Genomic DNA, 21,905 nt, shown 5'->3' on the forward strand with positions numbered 1-21,905 from the left:
TGTCGATGACCTCGTGGTCATACGACTTCAAGCGGATGCGGATCTTCTGTCCCGCCATCTCCGTTACGTCTCTCTCTCGCCGTACCTGTGCAGTCCGGTTCCCTTGGCATCCGACCCCCGAGGTCGGGCGTGTCGCGCCCGCTCCGCGGTGAGAGCCGCACCGAAGTGCCGCTCTCGTGGTGGATTGCCCGGCCGAACCGGGTGGCTTGCGCTTCCCTCGGGCCTCTGTCGAGTCCGTCGCACGCCGTGAGATCGTGCGGACGAGGGGCGGCGGCACTGACATGGGTCAGCGACGCGCGTCAAGCAACCTGACAAGTGTGCCAGAGGCCCGAACCACGATCAAATCAACGCGGAGCGTATGCCGCTGGGCTCGCTCGCGCGCCCGGGACGGCCGGCTCGGGTGCCAGCGTCCACTCCGCGTCGAGTGTGCACTTCGTGCCGCTCCCCCCGTCGAGTGTGCGGTACGTGCCGCTCCCCCCGTCGAGTGTGCGGTACGTGCCGCTCTCCCCCGTCTAGGGTGCACTTCGTGCCGACGTGCAACGACATTTACTGCACACTCGACGAACGGGGTGAGGCGCGAACTGCACACTCGACGAAAACCGGGCCGGCGTCTGGCGCGAACTGCACACTCGACGAACGGGGTCAGGGGGCGGGCGCGAGGAAGGCCGTGAGCGCCGCGACGTACATGGCCGGGTCGTGCGCCCCGCCGAGCTCACGAGCGCTGTGCATGGACAGCAGCGGCGCACCGAAGTCGACGGTCGTCGCGCCCGTCAGCGCCGAGGTCATCGGACCCACCGTCGAGCCGCACGGCAGGTCGGTCCGGACCACGAACGACTGCATCGGCACCGCCGCCTGCTCGCAGGCGAGCCGGAACGCCGCCTCGCCGAGCGAGTCGGTGGCATAGCGCAGGTTGGTGTTGATCTTCAGCACCGGCCCGCCGTTGACCGCGATGTGGTGGAGCGGCTCGTGGCGGTCCGCGTAGTTCGGATGCGTCGCATGGGCCATGTCGCCGCTCGCGATGACGGTCGACGCGAGGGCCCGCCAGTAGTCCTCCCGGGATCCGCCCCCGGCAAGGACGAGTCGCTCGAGGACCGATGGGAGGAGCGTGGACATCGCCCCGCGCTCGGACTGGCTCCCGACCTCCTCGTGGTCGAAGAGGACGAGGACCGGCACGTGGCGCGGCTCGGTGCGGGCGGCCTCGACCAGGGCGCGCACGCCGGCGTACGACGTGCCGAGGTTGTCGAGCCGCGGCGCCGCGATGAGCTCGCTGCGACGCCCGAGACGGCGGGAGGGCTCAACCGGATACGTCATGACGTCCCAGCCGAGGAGGTCGGCGGCCGGGACGCCAACCTGTTCGCTGAGGTAGCGGCGGAAGTCGCCCGGGGTGTCTCCGAGCCCCCACAGCGGCTCGAGGTGCAGCTGCCGGTTGAGGGTCAGGCCCTCGTTCTGCTCGCGGTCCAGGTGGATCGCGAGCTGGGCAACCCGCAGCAGCGGCGTCGTGTCGTGGAAGAGGCGGGCCTCGACGGCTCCGCGCCCCTCTCCCCGCCCCTCTCCCCGCCCCTCTCCTCGCCCCTCTCCCCGCACCGCGACGCGGCCGGCGAGGCCGAGGTCCCGGTCGAGCCACGAGTTGAGCAGCGGCCCGCCGTAGACCTCCACGCCCAGCGACTGCCAGCCGGACTTGAGGCGGTCGGGGTTGGGCTTGATGCGGAAGTTGGGGCTGTCGGTGTGCGCCCCGACGACACGGAACCCGGCGGCGGGGCCGGACCCAGCGGCATACGCCCCCCTGGTGTCCCACGCGATGAGCGAGCCGCCGCGGATGAGGAACCGGGCACCGGGCGCGGTCGGGAACGGCTCGGACTCGACCACCTCGGTGAAGCCCGCCTCCGTGAGGCGCGAGGCGGCGCTCGCACACGCGTGGAACGAGGTCGGTGAGGCGTCGACGAAGTCGATGAGACCCTGGGCTTCGGTGTCGATGTCGAACGCGTGCGCCATGGGAGCGACCTTATCCCCACCCTTTTTCTGCCGTATGCCGCTGTGCTCGCTCCCCCGCCACCGTCCTCCCAGCCCTCCCGCCCGCCACAATGGGCCCATGACCAGCCCACCCTCACCCGACCAGCCGCGCTCGCCGTCGGAGCGGATCCGCGTCGGAGTCCAGCTGCCCGAGGTCGAGCGGCGCGTCGAGTGGCCGGAGCTGCTCGACCTGGCGCGGGCTGCGGAGGACGTCGGTCTCGACTCGCTGTGGCTCGGCGACCACCTGCTCTACGACCTGCCCGGCGGGGTCACCAGGGGTCCGTGGGAGGCCTGGACGTCGTTGGCCGCCCTCGCCACCGTCACGTCGCGGGTCCAGCTCGGGCCCTTCGTCGCGTCGACCTCGTTCCATGCGCCCGCGATGCTCGCGAAGATGGCGGCGACGGTGGACGCCATCGCCGGTGGGCGGCTCGTGCTCGGCCTCGGCGCCGGGTGGAACGAGCGGGAGTACCAGGCCTTCGGGTTCCCCTTCGACAACCGGGTGGCGCGGTTCGAGGAGGCCTTGACCATCATCCGGCAGCTCGTCCGGGAGGGGCGCTCGGACTTCCATGGGCGGTTCTACTCGGTCGACAACTGCGTCATCGACCCGCCGCCGGCACGGCCGGGTGGCCCACCGCTCATGCTCGGCTCCACGGGCCCCCGCATGATGCGGATCGGCCTGCCCCACGTCGACCTGTGGAACACGTGGTGGAGCGACTACGGCAACTCCGTGCCGGGCTTCGAGTCGATGCGCGAGCGGGTCGAGGACGCTGCGGCGCAGGCGGGTCGGGAGCCGGGCGAGGTGGGCGCCACCGCAGCGGTCCTCGTGCGGTTCGCACCGGGCCGGGGCCGAGTCATGGGCGAGGGTGACTACAACGTCCCGGTCGAACCAGTGCCCGGTTCGCCGGCGGCCATCGCGGAGCACGTGGCTGCCCTTGGTGCTGCCGGGGCCGTCCACCTCCAGCTCGTCCTCGACCCGATCACGATCGACTCCATCCTGGAGGTCGGCAAAGCCGTGGCGCTGCTGTGACCGGCCCGCCATGCTTGCGCCATGACGGTTGACGGGAGGGTGGCTCCCGGCTTCGAGGCGGTGCGAGAGGCGTTCGCCGACGTGGTCCGCGATCAGTCGGGCACCGGAGCCGCCGCGGCGGTCTGGCACGACGGCAGGTGGGTCGTCGACCTCTGGGGTGGCCATGCCGACGCGGCGCGGACTCGGCCCTGGGACCGGGACAGCATCGTCATGCCCTACTCGGTGACCAAGCCCTTCGCCGCACTCGCGGCACTCACCTTGGTGGACCGCGGGCTGCTCGAGCTCGACGCGCCCGTCCAGCGCCACTGGCCGGAGCTGCGGACCGAGGCCACGGTCCGGCAGGTGCTCTCCCACCAGGTGGGGCTCGTCGCACTCGCCGAGCCTGCCCGGGCGTCGCTCCTGCTCGACTGGACGGTCCTGTGCGGTCGCCTCGCCGCCGAGGAGGCCCTGTGGCCCTCCGGCACGGCCATCGGTGAGTCAGCCCTCTTCCATGGCCACCTCGTCGGCGAGATCGTCCGCCGGGTCGACGGGCGCGATGTCGGCAGGTACCTCCGCGAGGAGGTCTGCGGGCCTGCAGACCTCGACTTCGCGATCGGCCTGACATCCGGGGAGCTGGGGCGCGTCGTCGACCTGACGGGACTCGACGCCCTCTCGGAGCAGGTGGCCGACCCGACTGCACCCGACCTGCTGCGGAAGGCGCTGCTCAACCCGCCCGGAGCGATCGACGCCGAGGTCGTCAACGGCGCGGCCTTCCGCCAAGCGCAGGTGCCAGCCATCAACGGCCACGGGACCGCGCGGGCGGTCGCCGGCCTCTACGCGCGGCTGCTCGAGGGCCGGCTGATCTCCACGGCGTTGCGCCACGAGGCCTCCCGACCACAGGCCTCCGGAGTGGATCGGGTCATGGGCGGTGCGCCCCGGTCCTGGGGGCTCGGTTTCGCTGTCGACGCGGACGGCTTCGGCATGGGCGGCATCGGGGGGAGCCTCGGCTGGGCGAGCACCGAGGGGGGCTATGCATACGCGTTCGTCACGGGCACCATGGGCACGCACGAACGGTCGGACCTCGTCGAGAACGCCTTCCGTGCAGTCATCGGCCTGCCACCGCCCTGACCGGGGCTCGGCCGACTGGGACAAAGGACGGGACGGCTTCGAGCGGTCGTGCTCACGACGGGCCGACAGCGGGGATTCGTCCCGTCCGTTGTCCCAGCGAGCCAAGGGAAAGGACGAGCGGCGACCAGCGGCGACGAGCCCAGCCGCCCACGAGACGGCGCCGATACACGGGAGCGAGCCCAGCGGCATACGCCATCGGTGTGCCGGTGATGCGGGAAGGCCCGGCCCGCCGAAGCGGACCGGGCCCTCCCGGGTGAGACGTACGTCAGGTCACTTGAGGATCTTCGTGACGCGACCGGCGCCGACCGTTCGGCCACCCTCACGGATGGCGAACTTCAGGCCCTCCTCCATGGCGATCGGCTGGATCAGCTCGACCTTCATGTCGGTGTTGTCGCCGGGCATGACCATCTCGGTGCCCTCGGGCAGGTGGACGACACCCGTCACGTCCGTGGTCCGGAAGTAGAACTGCGGACGGTAGTTGTCGTAGAACGGCGTGTGACGGCCGCCCTCGTCCTTGGACAGGATGTAGACCTGAGCGTCGAAGTCGGTGTGGGGCGTGATCGAGCCAGGCTTGACGACGACCTGGCCACGCTCGACGTCCTCGCGCTTGACACCGCGAAGGAGCAGGCCGACGTTCTCACCCGCACGACCCTCGTCGAGCAGCTTGCGGAACATCTCGACACCGGTGACCGTGGTCTTGGTGGCCGGGCCGGGGTGGATGCCGACGATCTCGACCTCCTCGTTGACCTTGAGGATGCCGCGCTCGATCCGGCCCGTGACGACCGTGCCACGACCGGTGATCGTGAAGACGTCCTCGACGGGCATGAGGAACGGCTTGTCGACGTCGCGCTCCGGCTCCGGGATGTACGAGTCCACGGCGTCCATCAGGTCGAGGACCGTCTGGCCCCACTCCGCGTCGCCCTCGAGCGCCTTGAGTGCGGAGACCTTGATGACCGGGACGTCGTCGCCGGGGAACTCGTAGGTCGTCAGCAGCTCACGGACCTCCATCTCGACGAGCTCGAGGATCTCCTCGTCGTCGACCATGTCGGCCTTGTTGAGCGCCACCACGATGTAGGGGACGCCCACCTGGCGAGCGAGGAGGACGTGCTCCTTCGTCTGCGGCATCGGGCCGTCGGTCGCGGCGACCACGAGGATCGCACCGTCCATCTGCGCAGCCCCGGTGATCATGTTCTTGACGTAGTCAGCGTGACCCGGGCAGTCGACGTGGGCGTAGTGGCGACCCTCCGTCTGGTACTCGATGTGTGCGATCGAGATGGTGATGCCGCGCTGGCGCTCCTCGGGAGCCTTGTCGATGTCGTCGAACGCGAACTGCGGGTTGAGGTCCGGGTACTTGTCGTGCAGGACCTTGGAGATCGCAGCCGTCAGCGTCGTCTTGCCGTGGTCGATGTGACCAATGGTGCCGATGTTGACGTGCGGCTTGGTCCGCTCGAACTTTGCCTTCGCCACTGTGGTCCTCCTCAGGACTTCATAGTGTTACGCCGTACGACCAGGGCAGGACGTGGCGCTGTTGGGTGGTGATTTCCGATTGGGATTCCTCGGGAGAGACTAGCCGGGTTGCCCCGGCAGTCACTCGCCGCGGGTCTTCTTGATGATCTCCTCGGCAACAGCCTTGGGGACCTCTGAGTAGGAGTCGAACTCCATGGAGAAGCTCGCGCGACCCTGCGTCTTGGAACGCAGGTCGCCGACGTAGCCGAACATCTCGGACAGCGGGACGACCGCGCGGACCACCTTGGCGCCGCTGATGTCGTCCATGCCCTGGATGTGGCCACGGCGGGAGTTGATGTCGCCGATGACCTCACCCATGTAGTCCTCGGGTGTGCGGACCTCGACCGCCATCACGGGCTCGAGGAGCACGGGGTTCGCCTTCTTGACGGCCTCCTTGAGGACCATCGAGCCGGCGATCTTGAAGGCCATCTCCGACGAGTCGACGTCGTGGTAGCCACCGTCGACGAGGGTCGCCTTGATCCCGACGAGCGGGTAGCCGGCGAGCACGCCGTACTGCATCGCGTCCTGGATGCCGGCGTCGACGGACGGGATGTACTCGCGCGGGATGCGACCACCCGTGACCGCATTGACGAACTCGTAGAGCTCGCCGCCCTCGGTGTCGGTCAGCGGCTCGAAGGTGACCTGGACCTTCGCAAACTGGCCGGAGCCACCCGTCTGCTTCTTGTGGGTGTAGTCGTACTTCTCGACCGGCTTGCGGATCGTCTCCCGGTAGGCGACCTGCGGCTTGCCGACGTTCGCCTCGACCCTGAACTCCCGCTTCATGCGGTCGACGAGGATGTCGAGGTGCAGCTCGCCCATGCCGGCGATGATCGTCTGGCCGGTCTCCTCGTCGAGGTGGACCTGGAAGGTCGGGTCCTCGGCGGAGAGCTTCTGGATGGCCGTGGAGAGCTTCTCCTGGTCACCCTTGGTCTTCGGCTCGATGGCGACCTGGATGACCGGCTCCGGGAACGACATCGACTCCAGGACGATCGGGTCGTTCAGGTCGCAGAGGGTGTCGCCCGTCGTCGTGTCCTTGAGGCCGATCGCGGCGTAGATGTGGCCGGCCATGGCCTCGTCGACCGGGTTCTCCTTGTTGGCGTGCATCTGGAAGAGCTTGCCGATGCGCTCCTTCTTGCCCTTGGTCGAGTTCATGACCTGGGTGCCGGAGGAGATGTGGCCCGAGTAGACCCGGATGAAGGTCAAGGTGCCGAAGAACGGGTGGGCGGCGACCTTGAAGGCGAGCGCAGAGAACGGCTCGTCCTTCGACGGCTCCCGGGTCATCTCGACCTCCTCGTGGCCCGGCTTGTGCCCGATCATGGCGGGCACGTCCAGGGGCGAGGGCAGGTAGTCGACGACCGCGTCGAGCATCGGCTGGACGCCGCGGTTCTTGAAGGCGGATCCGCAGAGGACCGGGTAGAGCTCCGAGCTCACCGTGAGCTTGCGGATGCCGGCCTTGAGCTCGTCCACGGTCAGCTCGTCGCCGCCGAGGTACTTCTCCATGAGCTCGTCGTCGGACTCGGCGACCCGCTCGACGAGCTGGTGCCGGTACTCCTCGGCCTTGGCCTGCAGGTCCGCGGGGATCTCCTGGATCTCGTACTTGGCGCCCATCGTCACGTCACCCTTGGCGTCACCCGGCCAGACCAGGGCGCGCATGTAGAGCAGGTCGACGACGCCGACGAAGTCGCTCTCCGCGCCGATCGGCAGCTGGAGCACGAGCGGCTCCGCACCGAGGCGGTCCTTGATGGTCTGCACGGTGAAGTAGAAGTCGGCGCCGAGCTTGTCCATCTTGTTGACGAAGCAGACCCGCGGCACGTCGTACTTGTCGGCCTGGCGCCAGACCGTCTCGGACTGGGGCTCGACACCCTCCTTGCCGTCGAAGACCGCAACGGCGCCGTCGAGGACGCGCAGCGAGCGCTCGACCTCGACCGTGAAGTCGACGTGGCCGGGCGTGTCGATGATGTTGATCTGGGTGCCCTCCCAGAAGGAGGTGACCGCGGCGGAGGTGATCGTGATGCCGCGCTCCTTCTCCTGCTCCATCCAGTCGGTCGTCGAGGCACCGTCGTGCGTCTCGCCCATCTTCCGGTTGACGCCGGTGTAGAAGAGGATGCGCTCCGTCGTCGTCGTCTTGCCGGCGTCGATGTGCGCCATGATGCCGATGTTGCGGACCTGCTTGAGGTCCGTCAGGACGTCGAGTGCCACGTCAGTTGTCTCATCTCAGTCGTGTGGGAGAAAGTTCCGGGAGCCGTGCCGGCGGCTTGGGCGGCAGGGCTGGATCCCGGCGGTATGCCGCCAAGCGAGCTCAGCGGCATACGGCCGGACGTGCTGTCACCAGCGGTAGTGCGCGAAGGCCTTGTTGGACTCGGCCATCTTGTGGGTGTCCTCGCGACGCTTCACCGCGGCGCCGAGGCCGTTGGACGCGTCGAGGATCTCGTTCATGAGGCGCTCGGTCATCGTCTTCTCGCGACGCTGCCGGGCGTAGCCGACCAACCAGCGCAGGGCCAGGGTCGTGGACCGACCCGGCTTGACCTCGATGGGCACCTGGTAGGTGGCGCCACCGACGCGACGGGACTTGACCTCCATGGCCGGCTTGACGTTGTCGAGCGCGCGCTTCAGCGTGGCGACGGGGTCGGTGCCGGTCTTCTGGCGGGCGCCCTCGAGCGCGCCGTAGACGATGGTCTCGGCGATCGACTTCTTGCCGTCGAGGAGGATCTTGTTGACGAGCTGCGTGACGAGCGGGCTGGAGTAGACCGGGTCGACGACGAGCGGACGCTTCGGGGCGGGTCCCTTACGAGGCATCAGGCCTTCTCCCTCTTCGCGCCGTAGCGGCTGCGAGCCTGCTTGCGGCCCTTGACACCCTGGGTGTCGAGCGTGCCGCGGATGATCTTGTAGCGGACACCGGGAAGGTCCTTCACACGGCCGCCGCGGACGAGCACGATCGAGTGCTCCTGGAGGTTGTGGCCGACGCCCGGGATGTAGGCCGTGACCTCGATGCCGCTGCTGAGGCGGACACGGGCGACCTTGCGGAGGGCAGAGTTCGGCTTCTTGGGGGTCGTGGTGTACACGCGGGTGCACACACCGCGACGCTGGGGCGAGCCCTTCAGCGCCGGGGTCTTGGCCTTCGTGGCCTTGTCCTGGCGGCCCTTGCGGACCAGCTGGTTGATGGTAGGCAACCTGGTTACTCCGTAACGTTGCTGTTGTCATGCCGCCCCGCTGCGGGGCGGCTCCTTGGTCATCCGGCTCCCGGTGACCCCCGAGGTCGGGAGTGTCGGTGGTCGATCGGTGAACCGGTGCTCCCCCCTGCACTCCCCACAACGTTCGTGGATTGCCCGGCGGAAGGTTCGCTCTGGACCGCAGTGATGTCGCACCGGCCGGGGCCGGCGGGACAGGGCACCGAGGCCGTCATCGCGCATGCCTGAGTACAGGCCTCAGACACAGTGTTCAAGCGTACCGGCGGGGCGCCACGCCGACCAAATCCGCACCCTTGCGCTCACCCACCACCATGCCGTATGCCGCTGGGCCCGCCCCGTGTCGCGGTTCGAGGTACTCGCCGACAACCTGTGGTCGATCAACACCTCCAACCGATCACCTCGAACCGGAGGATCGGTCAGCCGAGGCGCCAGTCGCCCGCGTAGATGTGCAGGACGGGCAGTCCGAGGACCTCGCGCGCCTTGGAGGCCCAGTCGGTGTGGAAGGTGTCCTCGACGGCGTGCGGCTCGGTCACGATGACGACCTCGCGGGCGTTCAGGCGAGCAACCTCCTCGACGAGCACCGGCATGGGGTCGTCCGCGGTCACCTCACCGGTCACCGTCAGACCGCGCCGCTCGAACTCGCGGAGACTCTGCGCGAGCGCCGTCCGCGCATCCGCGTGCGCCCCCTCTCGGTCGACCGGCTTGAGCGCGTCGAGCGCCTCTCGCATCTCGAAGAGGCTGAGGTGGTTGAGGAAGGTGCTGAGCAGGTTGCGCTTCGTGTCCGCCGGCACGAGGACGCGGTAGGTCTCCGGCTCCTCGTCCCCGGCGTGCAGGCTCGCGATCCGGTCCACGTCGACGGGCTTGAGCGCCTCCTCGGTCAGCACGATGACCGCGGCTGGCGCACGTTCGGATTCGTGCTCGGGCTCGGGCTCGGAGGGGGTGTCGGCGGCAGGCGCATCGCTCATACCGCAACCCTATCGAGCAGCCGTGCTCGCCACCCGATCGAGTGAACAACGTCTGGCAGCCGGACTCCCCAGAAGCTGTTCACTCGATCAGGTGGGGGTGTCCCGGGAACCGGGCGTCACGGGCTCGAGACGCCGGCTGGGCTGGGACTGCGCGTGGTGCGCGGTCCCAGCCCAGCGGCATACGGCCCTGTTGGCCGGTGACGGTCGGTCAGAGCTTGTCGAGCCCGAGCGCCTCGTCGTCGAGCCGGATCGCCTCGCCGGTGCCCGTGCCGAAGGTCGCGTAGTCGTACGCGTCGTAGTTCGGCAGCGAGTACATGGCGGCCTTGGCCTCCTCGGTCGGCTCCACCTTGATGTTGCGGTAGCGCGGCAGGCCCGTCCCGGCGGGGATGAGCTTTCCGAGGATGACGTTCTCCTTGAGGCCGAGCAGCGGGTCGGACTTCGCCTCCATGGCGGCCTGCGTGAGGACACGCGTGGTCTCCTGGAAGGACGCGGCCGACAGCCACGACTCGGTCGCGAGCGACGCCTTGGTGATGCCCATGAGCTCCGGACGACCGGACGCGGGGCGACCACCCTCGGCGATCGTCTTGCGGTTCTCCTCCTCGAAGCGACCCCGCTCGGCGAGCTCTCCGGGCAGCAGGTCCGCGTCGCCCGCCTCGATGATCGTCACCCGGCGGAGCATCTGCCGGACGATGACCTCGATGTGCTTGTCGTGGATCGACACACCCTGCTGGCGGTACACCCTCTGCACCTCGTCGACGAGGTGCTTCTGGGCGGCCCGGGGACCGAGGATGCGCAGGACCTGCTTCGGGTCGATCGCGCCCTGGAGCAGCTTGGCGCCGACCTCGACGTGGTCGCCGTCCTGGATGAGCAGGCGCGAGCGCTTGCTCACCGGGTAGGCGTGCTGGTCGGAGCCGTCGTCGGGCGTGAGCAGGATGCGGCGCGCCTTGTCGGTGTCCTCGATCTCGACGCGGCCGGTGGCCTCGGCGATGGGAGCGACACCCTTGGGCGTGCGGGCCTCGAAGAGCTCGACGACACGCGGCAGACCCTGCGTGATGTCGTCGGCCGCCGCGGCACCACCGGTGTGGAAGGTCCGCATGGTCAGCTGCGTGCCCGGCTCACCGATCGACTGGGCGGCGATGATGCCGACCGCCTCGCCGATGTCGACGAGCTTGCCCGTCGCGAGCGAGCGGCCGTAGCACTTGGCACACGTGCCGACCTTCGAGTCACAGGTGAGGACCGAGCGGACCTTGACGTGGTCGACACCGGCCGCGTAGAGCGCGCTGATGACGACGTCACCGAGGTCGATCCCGGCCTCGGCAAGCACCGTGCCGTCCGCGTCCGTGACGTCCTCGGCGAGCGTGCGGGCGTAGACCGACGCCTCGACGACCTCGCTCAGCGTGCGGGTCCCCGTGGTCTCGTTGATCTGGGCGATCGGCAGCGTCAGGCCGCGGTCGGTGCCACAGTCGTCCTCACGGATGATGACGTCCTGCGACACGTCGACGAGACGACGCGTGAGGTAGCCGGAGTCGGCCGTCCGCAGCGCGGTGTCGGCCAGGCCCTTGCGGGCACCGTGCGTCGAGATGAAGAACTCGAGCACCGTGAGGCCCTCACGGAAGTTCGCCTTGATCGGCCGCGGGATGATCTCACCCTTCGGGTTGGCCATGAGGCCTCGCATGCCGGCGATCTGACGGATCTGGAACCAGTTGCCACCAGCACCCGAGGACACCATCCGGTAGATGGGGTTCGTGCGCGGGAAGTTCGTCTCCATCTCCTTGGCGACCTGGTTCGACGCCTGGGTCCAGATCTCGACGAGCTCCTGACGGCGCTCGTCATCGGTGATCAGACCGCGCTCGTACTGCGTCTGCACCTTGGCGGCCTTGGCCTCGTAGCTCTCGAGGATCTCCGCCTTGTTGCCCGGCGTCGTGACGTCGGCGATGGCGACGGTGCTGCCCGAGCGGGTGGCCCAGTGGAAACCGGCCTCCTTCAGGGCGTCGAGCGACGCGGCGACCTGGACCTTGGAGTAGCGCTCCGCGAGGTCGTTGACGATCGCCGACAGGCCCTTGCGGTCGATGGCCTTGTTGATGAACGGGTAGTCCACCGGCAGGGCGTCGTTGAACAGCGCCCGTCCGAGTGTCGTCTCCACGAGGAGCGACGCGACCAGGCCGTTCTCGTCCGGCTCGACGCCCTCGGGCAGCTCGAAGCCATCCGGGGGCACGACGTCGGCGAGGCGCAGCTTGACCAACGAGCCGAGCTCGATCTCGCCGCGGTCGAAGGCCATCCGGGCCTCGGCGGGGGACGAGAAGGCACGGCCGGCACCGAGGCCACCACCCTCGACCAGCTCGGTCAGGTGGAAGATGCCGGTGATCATGTCCTGCGTCGGCATGGTCACAGGGCGACCGTCGGCCGGCTTGAGGATGTTGTTGCTCGAGAGCATCAGGATCCGGGCCTCGGCCTGGGCCTCCGCCGACAGCGGCACGTGCACCGCCATCTGGTCACCGTCGAAGTCGGCGTTGAAGGCCGAGCAGACGAGCGGGTGGATCTGGATCGCCTTGCCCTCGACGAGCTGGGGCTCGAAGGCCTGGATGCCGAGGCGGTGCAGCGTCGGAGCACGGTTGAGCAGCACCGGGTGCTCGGTGATGACCTCTTCGAGCACGTCCCACACCACGGGGCGGGCACGCTCGACCATGCGCTTGGCCGACTTGATGTTCTGCGCGTGGTCGAGGTCGACGAGGCGCTTCATCACGAACGGCTTGAACAGCTCGAGCGCCATCTGCTTGGGCAGGCCGCACTGGTGCAGCTTGAGCTGCGGGCCGACGACGATGACCGAACGGCCGGAGTAGTCGACGCGCTTGCCGAGCAGGTTCTGGCGGAACCGGCCCTGCTTGCCCTTGAGCATGTCGGACAGCGACTTCAGCGGACGGTTGCCGGGGCCCGTGACGGGGCGACCGCGACGGCCGTTGTCGAACAGCGAGTCGACGGCCTCCTGGAGCATCCGCTTCTCGTTGTTGACGATGATCTCGGGGGCGCCGAGGTCGAGCAGTCGCTTGAGCCGGTTGTTGCGGTTGATGACGCGACGGTAGAGGTCGTTGAGGTCCGACGTCGCGAAGCGGCCACCGTCGAGCTGCACCATCGGGCGCAGGTCCGGCGGGATGACCGGGATGGCGTCGAGGACCATGCCGCTCGGCCGGTTCGTCGTCGTCTGGAACGCGGCGACGACCTTGAGCCGCTTGATGGCTCGGGTCTTCTTCTGCCCCTTGCCGGTCGCGATGATCTCCTGGAGCGAGTCGGCCTCGGCGTCGAGGTCGAAGGACTCGAGCCGCTTCTGGATCGCCGCGGCACCCATGCCGCCCTCGAAGTAGAGACCGAAGCGGTCACGCATCTCGCGGTAGAGGATCTCGTCGCCCTCGAGGTCCTGGACCTTGAGGTTCTTGAACCGGTCCCAGACCTGCTCGAGCCGCTCGACCTGCTGGTCCGCACGGCGCCGGATGGCGTTCATCTCGCGCTCGGCGGAGTCGCGGACCTTCCGCTTGGCGTCGGCCTTGGCACCCTCGGCCTCGAGCGCGGCGATGTCCTGCTCGAGCTTCTGGGCGCGGGCCTCGACGTCGGCGTCGCGGCGGTTCTCGAGCTCCTTCTTCTCGACCTGGATCTGCGCCTCGAGCGAGGGCAGGTCGGCGTGCCGCTGCTCCTCGTCGACGTGCGTGATCATGTAGGCCGCGAAGTAGATGACCTTCTCGAGGTCCTTCGGGGCCAGGTCGAGCAGGTACCCGAGGCGCGACGGGACGCCCTTGAAGTACCAGATGTGGGTGACGGGCGCGGCGAGCTCGATGTGGCCCATCCGCTCGCGGCGCACCTTGGCGCGGGTGACCTCGACGCCACAGCGCTCACAGATGATGCCCTTGAAGCGGACGCGCTTGTACTTGCCGCAGTTGCACTCCCAGTCCCGGGTCGGGCCGAAGATGCGCTCGCAGAACAGGCCCTCCTTCTCCGGCTTGAGGGTGCGGTAGTTGATGGTCTCGGGCTTCTTGACCTCGCCGTGGCTCCACTGGCGGATGTCCTCCGCGGTCGCAAGGCCAATGCGCAGCTCGTCGAAGAAGTTGACGTCGAGCACGTGGTTCCTTCTCTCGTAACTCTGGTGAGTCTCGTGGTCTGAGTGGGTGTCAAAGACTTCGGTCACGTATGCCGCTGAGCTGGCTCAGCGGCATACGTGCCGCTTGTCGCGTGGGGCCGTTCAGACCTCTTCAACGCTGGACGGCTCTCGCCGGCTCAGGTCGATGCCGAGCTCCTCCGCTGCACGGAAGACCTCCTCGTCGGACTCCTTCATCTCGATGGTCGTGCCCTCGGAGTTCAGGACCTCGACGTTGAGACACAGCGACTGCATCTCCTTGAGGAGGACCTTGAACGACTCCGGGATGCCCGAGTCGGGGATGTTCTCGCCCTTGACGATCGCCTCGTAGACCTTGACCCGGCCCGGGACGTCGTCGGACTTGATCGTCAGCAGCTCCTGGAGCGTGTAGGCCGCGCCGTACGCCTCGAGCGCCCAGACCTCCATCTCACCGAAGCGCTGGCCACCGAACTGGGCCTTACCGCCGAGCGGCTGCTGGGTGATCATCGAGTAGGGACCCGTCGAGCGCGCGTGGATCTTGTCGTCGACGAGGTGGTGCAGCTTGAGGATGTACATGTAGCCGACCGCGACCGGCTCCGGGAACGGCTCACCGGATCGACCGTCGAACATGCGGGCCTTGCCGGTGCCGTCGACGAGCCGCACGCCGTCGCGCGTCGGGTGGGTCGAGTCGAGCAGGCCCATGACGACGTCCTCGGACGCGCCGTCGAAGACGGGGGTCGCGATCCGGGTGCCGGCCGGGGCCTGGTGCGCGTCGGTCGGGAGCTCCTTCGCCCACGCGGGCTTGCCCTCGACCTCCCAGCCGCGGCTCGCGGCCCATCCGAGGTGCAGCTCGAGGATCTGCCCGAGGTTCATCCGTCGCGGCACGCCGTGCGGGTTGAGGATCACGTCGACGGGCGTGCCGTCCTCGAGGAACGGCATGTCCTCGACCGGCAGGATCTTGCTGATGACGCCCTTGTTGCCGTGCCGGCCGGCAAGCTTGTCACCGTCGGTGATCTTGCGCTTGTTGGCGACGTACACGCGGACGAGCTGGTTGACCCCCGGCGGGAGGTCGTCGCCCATGTCGGCTCGGAACTCCTTGACGCCGATGACCGTGCCGGTCTCGCCGTGCGGGACCTTGAGGGACGTGTCGCGGACCTCGCGCGCCTTCTCACCGAAGATCGCGCGGAGCAGGCGCTCCTCCGGCGTCAGCTCGGTCTCGCCCTTGGGCGTGACCTTGCCGACGAGCAGGTCGCCGTCGCGCACCTCGGCGCCGACGCGGATGATGCCGCGCTCGTCGAGGTCGGCGAGGACGTCCTCGGAGACGTTCGGGATGTCCCGGGTGATCTCCTCCGGACCGAGCTTGGTGTCCCGGGCGTCGACCTCGTGCTCCTCGATGTGGATCGAGGACAGGACGTCGTCCTGGACCAGCCGCTGGGACAGGATGATCGCGTCCTCGTAGTTGTGGCCCTCCCACGACATGAACGCGACGAGCAGGTTGCGCCCGAGCGCCATCTCTCCGCCGTCCGTCGCGGGACCGTCGGCGATGACCGCACCGGCCTCGAGACGCTGGCCCTCGTCGACGCGCACCACCTGGTTGTAGCTGGTGCCCTGGTTGGACCGGTCGAACTTGGCGACCCGGTAGGTCTGGTACGTGCCGTCGTCGTTGGCGACGGTGACCAGGTCCGCCGAGACCTCCTGGACGACACCGGCCTTGTCGGCCCGGACGACGTCGCCCGAGTCGAGCGCGGCACGGAACTCCATGCCGGTGCCGACGAGCGGGGCCTCGCTCTTGACGAGCGGGACCGCCTGACGCTGCATGTTGGCGCCCATGAGGGCCCGGTTGGCGTCGTCGTGCTCGAGGAACGGGATCATCGCCGTCGCGGCCGAGACCATCTGGCGCGGCGAGACGTCCATGTAGTCGACGTCGTCGCCGGGGATGAGCTCGACCTCGCCGCCCTTGGTCCGGACGAGGACGCGCTCGTCGACGAAGCGGCCCTTGTCGTCCACCGCGGCGTTGGCCTGGGCGACGACGAACTTGTCCTCCTCGTCGGCCGACAGGTAGTGCACCTCGTCCGTCACGACACCGTCGGTCACCTTGCGGTACGGCGTCTCGATGAAGCCGAACGCGTTGATCCGCCCGAAGCTCGCGAGCGAGCCGATGAGACCGATGTTGGGGCCTTCCGGCGTCTCGATCGGGCACATGCGGCCGTAGTGCGAGTGGTGGACGTCGCGGACCTCCATCTGCGCCCGGTCACGGGAGATACCGCCCGGGCCCAGCGCGTTGAGGCGACGCTTGTGGGTCAGACCCGCGAGCGGGTTGTTCTGGTCCATGAACTGGGACAGCTGGCTCGTGCCGAAGAACTCCTTGATGGAGGCGACGACGGGCCGGATGTTGATCAGCGTCTGCGGCGTGATGGCCTCGACGTCCTGGGTCGTCATGCGCTCGCGGACGACGCGCTCCATGCTGGACAGGCCGGTGCGGACCTGGTTCTGGATCAGCTCGCCGACCGACCGGATGCGACGGTTGCCGAAGTGGTCGATGTCGTCGACCTCGACGGGCACGTCGATCTCGGCGCCGGCCTTGACGCCCTTCATCGACGTCTGGCCGTCGTGCAGGGTGACGATGAACTTGATCGTCGCGACGATGTCGTCGACCGACAGGGTCGAGTCGTTGATCGAGCCGTCGAGACCGAGCTTCTTGTTGATCTTGTAGCGACCGACCTTGGCGAGGTCGTAGCGCTTCGAGTTGAAGTAGAGGTTGTCGAGGAGGGTCTGCGCGGCCTCCTTCGTCGGCGGCTCACCCGGGCGCAGCTTGCGGTAGATGTCGAGCAGCGCGTCGTCCTGGCCCTGGGTGTGGTCCTTCTCGAGCGTCAGGCGCATCGACTCGAAGTCGCCGAACTCCTCGAGGATCTGGGCCTCGGTCCAGCCGAGGGCCTTGAGCAGCACCGTGACCGACTGCTTGCGCTTGCGGTCGACGCGGACGCCGACCATGTCGCGCTTGTCGATCTCGAACTCGAGCCAGGCGCCACGGCTCGGGATGATCTTGGACGTGTAGATGTCCTTGTCGGACGTCTTGTCGGGCGTGCGCTCGAAGTAGACACCGGGGCTGCGGACGAGCTGTGAGACGACGACGCGCTCGGTGCCGTTGATGATGAAGGTGCCGCGCTCGGTCATGAGCGGGAAGTCACCCATGAACACGGTCTGGCTCTTGATCTCGCCCGTCTGGGCGTTCATGAACTCGGCGGTGACGAACAGGGGCGCGTCGTAGGTCTGGTCGCGCTCCTTGCACGACTCGATCGTCTTGCGTGTCTCCTCGAAGCGGTGGTCGCGGAACGACAGCGACATGGAGCCGCTGAAGTCCTCGATCGGGGAGATCTCCTCGAAGATCTCCTCGAGGCCGGAACGGTCAGGGACATCGGTGCGGCCCTCGGCCTTGGCCGCGGCGACGCGAGCCTGCCAGCGCTCGTTGCCGAGCAGCCAGTCGAAGCTCTCCGTCTGAAGGGCCAGGAGGTCGGGGACCTCGAGGGGTTCGCGAATCTTCGCGAAGGACAGACGCCCGGAGGGAGTCTGTGCGGTGGACATGTTCGTCGCAGTACGCGCGGCAGCCAAGGAGGGTCCTTCCACGGGCCTTTTCGTCTTCATCATGCGCGCCGCGCATGGCTCCGCGCACGGGACTCAGGGGCGAGGTCCGTGCGGGCGGCACGGCGAAGGACGCGACTGAGGGGACGTGTTGAGCGGGCATGGGCAGCGCAAAGGCCTAGCCTACCGTGAAAGGACAGGAGTGTCCAGCCGGGTCAAGAGGCGAAGATCGAAGACCTCGACACCTCCCGGACCGGGAGTCCCGCGAAGGAACGCGACGAATATGGACCCGTATGCCCGCCACGTCAAGCCTTCTCGCCAGTAGGCGCGTCGCGTAACGCCCAAAACGGGACTTTTGCCCTACGAGAAGACGGTGTCGTATGCCGCTGGGCCGGCTCCCACGCGCCCCCTCGCCACTGCCCGTCAGGTCACAGTCGATGTCGCCTCTGGTGTCGCCAGGACGACACCAGAGGCGACACGACCCAGCCGGCAGGTCAGACGGCGGGCTGCTGCTGGGTGATGCAGTGGATCCCGCCGCCCCGGTCGAACAGCGGACGGGCGTCCACGCCGACCACTCGCCGGCCGGGGTAGGCGTCTGCCAGCACTCCCAGCGCCCGGTTGTCCTGCGGATCGTCGTAGGTGCAGGCGATGACGGCGTCGTTCACGACGAGGTGGTTGATGTAGGACCAGTCGACCGGCCCGCCCTCGTCCGCAAGGGTCTTCGGGGCGGGCACGCCGACCACGTCGAACCGCTCGCCTCGCGCATCGCGGGCATCCGACAGCAGCTCGCGAAGCTCCCTGGAGACGGCATGGTCGGGATGCTCGGGATCCTCCTGGTCGTGCAGGAGGACCACCCCCGGGGACGGGATGGTCGCCACGATGTCGACGTGTCCCCGGGTGCCGAACTCGTCGTAGTCCCGCGTCAGCCCCCGGGGCAGCCAGATCGCGTGCGTCGCCCCGATGGTCCGGGCGAGCTCCGCCTCGACGTCCGCCCTGGTCAGGGAGGGATTGCGCCCCGGGTCGAGCTGCACCGTCTCCGTGAGGAGCACGGTGCCGAGACCGTCGACGTGGATGCCGCCGCCTTCGTTGACGAGCGACGAGGGGATCAGCTCGGCCGGCGTCTGCGCCGCGACGAACGCGCCGATCTTCGAGTCGTGCTCCCATGATGCCCACGTCTGAGCACCCCACCCGTTGAAGACCCAGTCGACCGCACCGAGCCGGCCGTCGTCGCCGAGGACGAAGGTCGGTCCGATGTCTCTCATCCACGCGTCGTCGAGGGCCGCGGGAAGCAGCTCGACGTCCCGGTGCAGGTACTTCTTCGCGACGGCCTCGTCATCCGGCACGACCACCATCCGCACCGGCTCGAACTCGACCACGGCGTTGGCCACCGCGGCCCAGGTCCGGCGGGCCTTCTCCACCTCCGCATCGGTGTCACCGAGCGTGTAGCCCTGGCTCGGCCAGGCCATCCACGTGCAGTCGTGAGGAGCGGTCTCCGGCGGCATCGTCCAGACGGTCATCGCAGGCCTCTCACACGTTGCGCTGGTGCTCGGCGCGGATCGGCTCGACGAGGGCGCCGTAGGAGTCGGGTCGCCGGGTCGAGAGGAACGGGAAGAGGTCCAACCAGTCCTGGCGCTGTGCCAGGTCGAGGTCGGCGACCAGGACGGCTGCCTCGTCGCGAGGAGCCTGGACGAGGATCCGCCCGTAGGGGTCCGAGATGAACGACGACCCGTAGAAGGTGATCAGGCCCTCGGTCCCGTAGCGGTTGGGGACGACCATGAACAGGCCGTTGGCGATGCCGTTGCCGACGATGACCTGCTGCCAGAGGGGCTGGGTGTCGAAGCCCGGATGATCGGGCTCGGAGCCGATCGCCGTCGGATAGCACAGCAGCTGCGCTCCCTCGAGGGAGTACAGCCGGGCGACCTCCGGGAACCACTCGTCCCAGCAGGTGGGCAGACCGACCCGCACCTCCGGATCGGCGAGCTCCACCACCGGGTAGGCGTCCTGCGCCGGACCCGGCCGGAAGTACTTGTCCTCGTAGTAGCCGGCCGTGACCGGGATGTGGGTCTTGCGCGTCCGCGCGACGATCTCACCGGAAGGGGCGACGATCACGGCGGTGTTGAAGCCCAGACCGTCACCATGGTCGGCCCGCTCGTACAACGATGCGTGCACCTGAATACCGAAGTCCCGCGCCGCGTCACGGGCGAAGGTCACCGTCGGGCCGGTTTCCAGGTCCTCGGCGACGTCGCTCGGCGTCCCCTCCGGCATGGCGTCGGCCGGATAGCGGGAGAGGGTCAGCTCCGGGAGGAAGACGACCCTCGCCCCTGCCTCGGCCGCCGTCCGGATCCCGTCGCGGAGCGTCTCCATGAGGGCGGCCGGGTCGTCGACCCAGGCGTGCTGGACGAGCCCGACGCGGACGGGCGGGTTCGCCGGCTCGTCGACTCGGGCGAGGGACTCTGGGACTCCGGTGGCCTGGATGAGCTTCACGCTCGGCAGTATGGCCCACACCGCCGGCAGCCATGATCACGGGGACTGCACTCCTCGTCGCCTCACCTGATGCCGGCCGCGGCGGAGACCACCGCGGCCGTCACTGCGTCGAGGGCATCGGAGGCGACCCGCCAGACCTGCCAGTGCAGCGTCACCTCAGCCGTCCACGTGGGATCGAGCGTCACGAGGGCGTCGCGCGGATCCTGCAGGTCAGGGACCATCCCCCATCCCACGCCTGCCCGCACCGCGGCGACGAACTGCGTGGAGTCCGGGACGAACGTCTGTGGCATTGCCCGCGTGACCCCGAGACGCTCGGCGAGGCCGATCTGCATGCGGTCCTTCCGGTCGAACTGGACGACCGGGGCCTCGGCCAGCGCGGCGTTGTCGGCGCCGTCGGGGAACCAGCGGCGGACGAACGACCGCGCGGCCTTGGCCCGGTAGGTCATCGCGCCGAGGCGCCTCACGGAGCACCCCTGGACGGGTCGCGGCTCGGTCGTCACCGCGGCCATGACCTCGCCGGACCGCAGCAGGTCGGCGGTGACGTGCTCGTCGTCCCGACGGACCTCGAGCTCGACCTCGCCGGCCGTGCCGATCGCCGTCACCGCGCCGGCGAACCAGGTCGCGATCGAGTCAGCGTTGACGACGATGGGGATGCGAATCCGACCGGTCGCCGAGGTCTCGGGAGCACGCAGCCGCTGGACCGTCTCGTCGGCGACGTGCAGCAGCTGTCTGGCCTGCCGGAGCACGGCGAGCCCCCTCTCCGTTGGACGTACCGGCTTGGTCCGCTGCACGAGGACCGTGCCTGCCACCGTCTCGAGGGACTTGATGCGCTGGCTGATCGCCGATGGCGTCACGTGGAGGGCGCGGGCGGCTGCGTCGAACGTCCCGTGGTCGACGACGGCGACGAACGCGCGGAACTGGTCGACGTCCATGAAGTGATCCTAACGATGCTTCAGAAACATTCGTTGTTCTTAGGGCGGCCCCTCACCTAGCCTCGCCGTGTGACCGCCTTCTCCCCCGCCCTCGCCGGCTTCGGCACCGGCGCCAGCCTCATCGTCGCCATCGGTGCGCAGAACGCGTTCGTGCTGCGGACCGGGCTCGCCCGGCGCTGGGTGCTCCCGGTCGTGCTCGTGTGCCTGGTCTCTGACGCGGTGCTCATCGTTGTGGGGGTCGCGGGAGTCGGTGCGGTGACAGCCCGCGCACCGTGGGCGCTCGAGGTGGTCCGGTGGCTCGGTGTCGCCTTCCTCGTCGGCTATGGCGTCCTCGCGCTGCGGCGCGCGGCCCGGCCGTCCGCCCTCGCCGCGGACGGTCCTGCCGAGCGTTCACCCCGTCGGGCCGTCCTCAGCGCCGTGGGGCTGACGTGGCTCAACCCGCACGTCTACCTCGACACGACGGTCCTCATCGGGTCACTCGCCGTCGCCCACGGGGACCCCGGCCGATGGACGTTCGGGGCCGGCGCGGTGCTCGCCAGCGCCGTCTGGTTCCCGCTCATCGGCTTCGGGGCGGCGCGTCTCGGCAGGTTCCTCACCAGGCCCGCGGCCTGGCGGGTCGTCGACGCCGTCATCGCCGTCCAGCTGCTCGTCCTCGCCGTGGCCCTGGCCCGACCCACTGTCCTCTGAGCTCAACCCCTGGACAGCTCGATCTCGTCGGATCCCGCGCCGACACGAATCCGCACGGCCCGGACATCCGCAGTCGCAGGATGCTCGCCCAGACGGGCGAAGACCCGGTTGAGCCGCTCGAAGGTCTCCGCCGTTGGCTCGGGAGGCTGCCCGTCGGCGTTGCCCGTCAGGCCGGTCACCCGGTGCCCCTCATCAAGGCTGAAGGTCGCTGACAGCCGGCCCACCGACGACCCGCGCCGGTCCTCGATCCCGCGCCGCAACACGGTCGCCGCCTCACGCGCCACGTCCTCGCCGAGCGCCACGTCCGCGCCGGGCGCG

The 21,905-nt window shown here is 68.9% G+C and carries 15 protein-coding genes; 3 read left to right on the forward strand and 12 right to left on the reverse strand.

The features are described from left to right. Positions 1-642: 642 nt before the first annotated feature. Positions 643-1,992 carry a M18 family aminopeptidase gene (locus tag VJN29_RS12950; protein ID WP_324144044.1) on the reverse strand — a complete coding sequence of 450 codons (1,350 nt, stop codon included), beginning with the start codon at positions 1,990-1,992 and terminating at the stop codon, positions 643-645. A gap of 97 nt (positions 1,993-2,089) precedes the next feature. On the opposite strand from VJN29_RS12950, the gene VJN29_RS12955 reads away from it, so the two are divergent. Beyond that, positions 2,090-3,037, forward strand: a complete 948-nt coding sequence (locus tag VJN29_RS12955; protein ID WP_324144045.1) for an LLM class flavin-dependent oxidoreductase — start codon at positions 2,090-2,092, stop codon at positions 3,035-3,037. A 21-nt stretch (positions 3,038-3,058) separates the two neighbouring features. Beyond that, positions 3,059-4,144, forward strand: a complete 1,086-nt coding sequence (locus VJN29_RS12960) for a serine hydrolase domain-containing protein (RefSeq protein ID WP_324144046.1) — start codon at positions 3,059-3,061, stop codon at positions 4,142-4,144. 270 nt (positions 4,145-4,414) lie between these two features. On the opposite strand, the gene tuf is transcribed toward VJN29_RS12960, so the two are convergent. From tuf to VJN29_RS13010, 10 genes are all read right to left on the reverse strand, one after another. Beyond that, positions 4,415-5,611, reverse strand: coding sequence for an elongation factor Tu (gene tuf, locus VJN29_RS12965; protein ID WP_324144047.1), 1,197 nt, complete (start codon positions 5,609-5,611; stop codon positions 4,415-4,417). Between the two features lie 120 nt (positions 5,612-5,731). Next, a complete protein-coding gene (fusA, locus tag VJN29_RS12970) occupies positions 5,732-7,849 on the reverse strand; it encodes an elongation factor G (protein ID WP_324144048.1) in 2,118 nt (705 codons plus the stop codon). Positions 7,850-7,975: 126 nt separating this feature from the next. After that, positions 7,976-8,446: a 30S ribosomal protein S7 gene (gene rpsG, locus VJN29_RS12975; protein ID WP_324144049.1), complete on the reverse strand. Its 471-nt coding sequence runs from the start codon at positions 8,444-8,446 to the stop codon at positions 7,976-7,978. Further along, positions 8,446-8,820, reverse strand: coding sequence for a 30S ribosomal protein S12 (rpsL, locus tag VJN29_RS12980; RefSeq protein WP_324144050.1), 375 nt, complete (start codon positions 8,818-8,820; stop codon positions 8,446-8,448). The genes rpsG and rpsL overlap by 1 nt, the downstream gene beginning before the upstream one ends. A 434-nt stretch (positions 8,821-9,254) precedes the next feature. After that, complete coding sequence (locus tag VJN29_RS12985; RefSeq protein WP_324144051.1) at positions 9,255-9,803, reverse strand: hypothetical protein; 549 nt, start codon at positions 9,801-9,803, stop codon at positions 9,255-9,257. Positions 9,804-10,011: 208 nt separating this feature from the next. Continuing rightward, positions 10,012-13,911 (reverse strand): DNA-directed RNA polymerase subunit beta', encoded by a 3,900-nt coding sequence (locus VJN29_RS12990; protein WP_324144053.1) that lies wholly within the window; start codon positions 13,909-13,911, stop codon positions 10,012-10,014. A 120-nt stretch (positions 13,912-14,031) separates the two neighbouring features. Further along, complete coding sequence (rpoB, locus tag VJN29_RS12995) at positions 14,032-17,514, reverse strand: DNA-directed RNA polymerase subunit beta (RefSeq protein ID WP_414654362.1); 3,483 nt, start codon at positions 17,512-17,514, stop codon at positions 14,032-14,034. A gap of 464 nt (positions 17,515-17,978) precedes the next feature. Beyond that, complete coding sequence (locus VJN29_RS13000; RefSeq protein WP_324144055.1) at positions 17,979-19,001, reverse strand: agmatine deiminase family protein; 1,023 nt, start codon at positions 18,999-19,001, stop codon at positions 17,979-17,981. 10 nt (positions 19,002-19,011) lie between these two features. Continuing rightward, positions 19,012-19,968, reverse strand: a complete 957-nt coding sequence (locus VJN29_RS13005) for a nitrilase-related carbon-nitrogen hydrolase (protein ID WP_324144056.1) — start codon at positions 19,966-19,968, stop codon at positions 19,012-19,014. Between the two features lie 62 nt (positions 19,969-20,030). Further along, a complete protein-coding gene (locus VJN29_RS13010) occupies positions 20,031-20,900 on the reverse strand; it encodes an ArgP/LysG family DNA-binding transcriptional regulator (protein ID WP_324144057.1) in 870 nt (289 codons plus the stop codon). Between the two features lie 69 nt (positions 20,901-20,969). Between VJN29_RS13010 and VJN29_RS13015 the strand changes: the two genes are divergently transcribed. After that, complete coding sequence (locus VJN29_RS13015; RefSeq protein ID WP_324144058.1) at positions 20,970-21,587, forward strand: LysE/ArgO family amino acid transporter; 618 nt, start codon at positions 20,970-20,972, stop codon at positions 21,585-21,587. 2 nt (positions 21,588-21,589) lie between these two features. On the opposite strand, the gene VJN29_RS13020 is transcribed toward VJN29_RS13015, so the two are convergent. Then, a partial coding sequence (locus VJN29_RS13020; RefSeq protein WP_324144059.1) for a hypothetical protein occupies positions 21,590-21,905 on the reverse strand: 316 nt, incomplete at its 5' end.

The organism is Intrasporangium sp., from assembly GCF_035280925.1.
Taxonomy (GTDB): Bacteria; Actinomycetota; Actinomycetes; order Actinomycetales; family Dermatophilaceae; genus Intrasporangium.

Coding starts and splice junctions, on each gene's coding strand:
- VJN29_RS12950 (WP_324144044.1), bottom strand. CDS start 1,992: ATGGCGCACGCGTTCGACATCGACACCGAAGCCCAGGGTCTCATCGAC.
- VJN29_RS12955 (WP_324144045.1), top strand. CDS start 2,090: ATGACCAGCCCACCCTCACCCGACCAGCCGCGCTCGCCGTCGGAGCGG.
- VJN29_RS12960 (WP_324144046.1), top strand. CDS start 3,059: ATGACGGTTGACGGGAGGGTGGCTCCCGGCTTCGAGGCGGTGCGAGAG.
- rpsG (WP_324144049.1), bottom strand. CDS start 8,446: ATGCCTCGTAAGGGACCCGCCCCGAAGCGTCCGCTCGTCGTCGACCCG.
- VJN29_RS12985 (WP_324144051.1), bottom strand. CDS start 9,803: ATGAGCGATGCGCCTGCCGCCGACACCCCCTCCGAGCCCGAGCCCGAG.
- VJN29_RS13000 (WP_324144055.1), bottom strand. CDS start 19,001: ATGACCGTCTGGACGATGCCGCCGGAGACCGCTCCTCACGACTGCACG.
- VJN29_RS13010 (WP_324144057.1), bottom strand. CDS start 20,900: ATGGACGTCGACCAGTTCCGCGCGTTCGTCGCCGTCGTCGACCACGGG.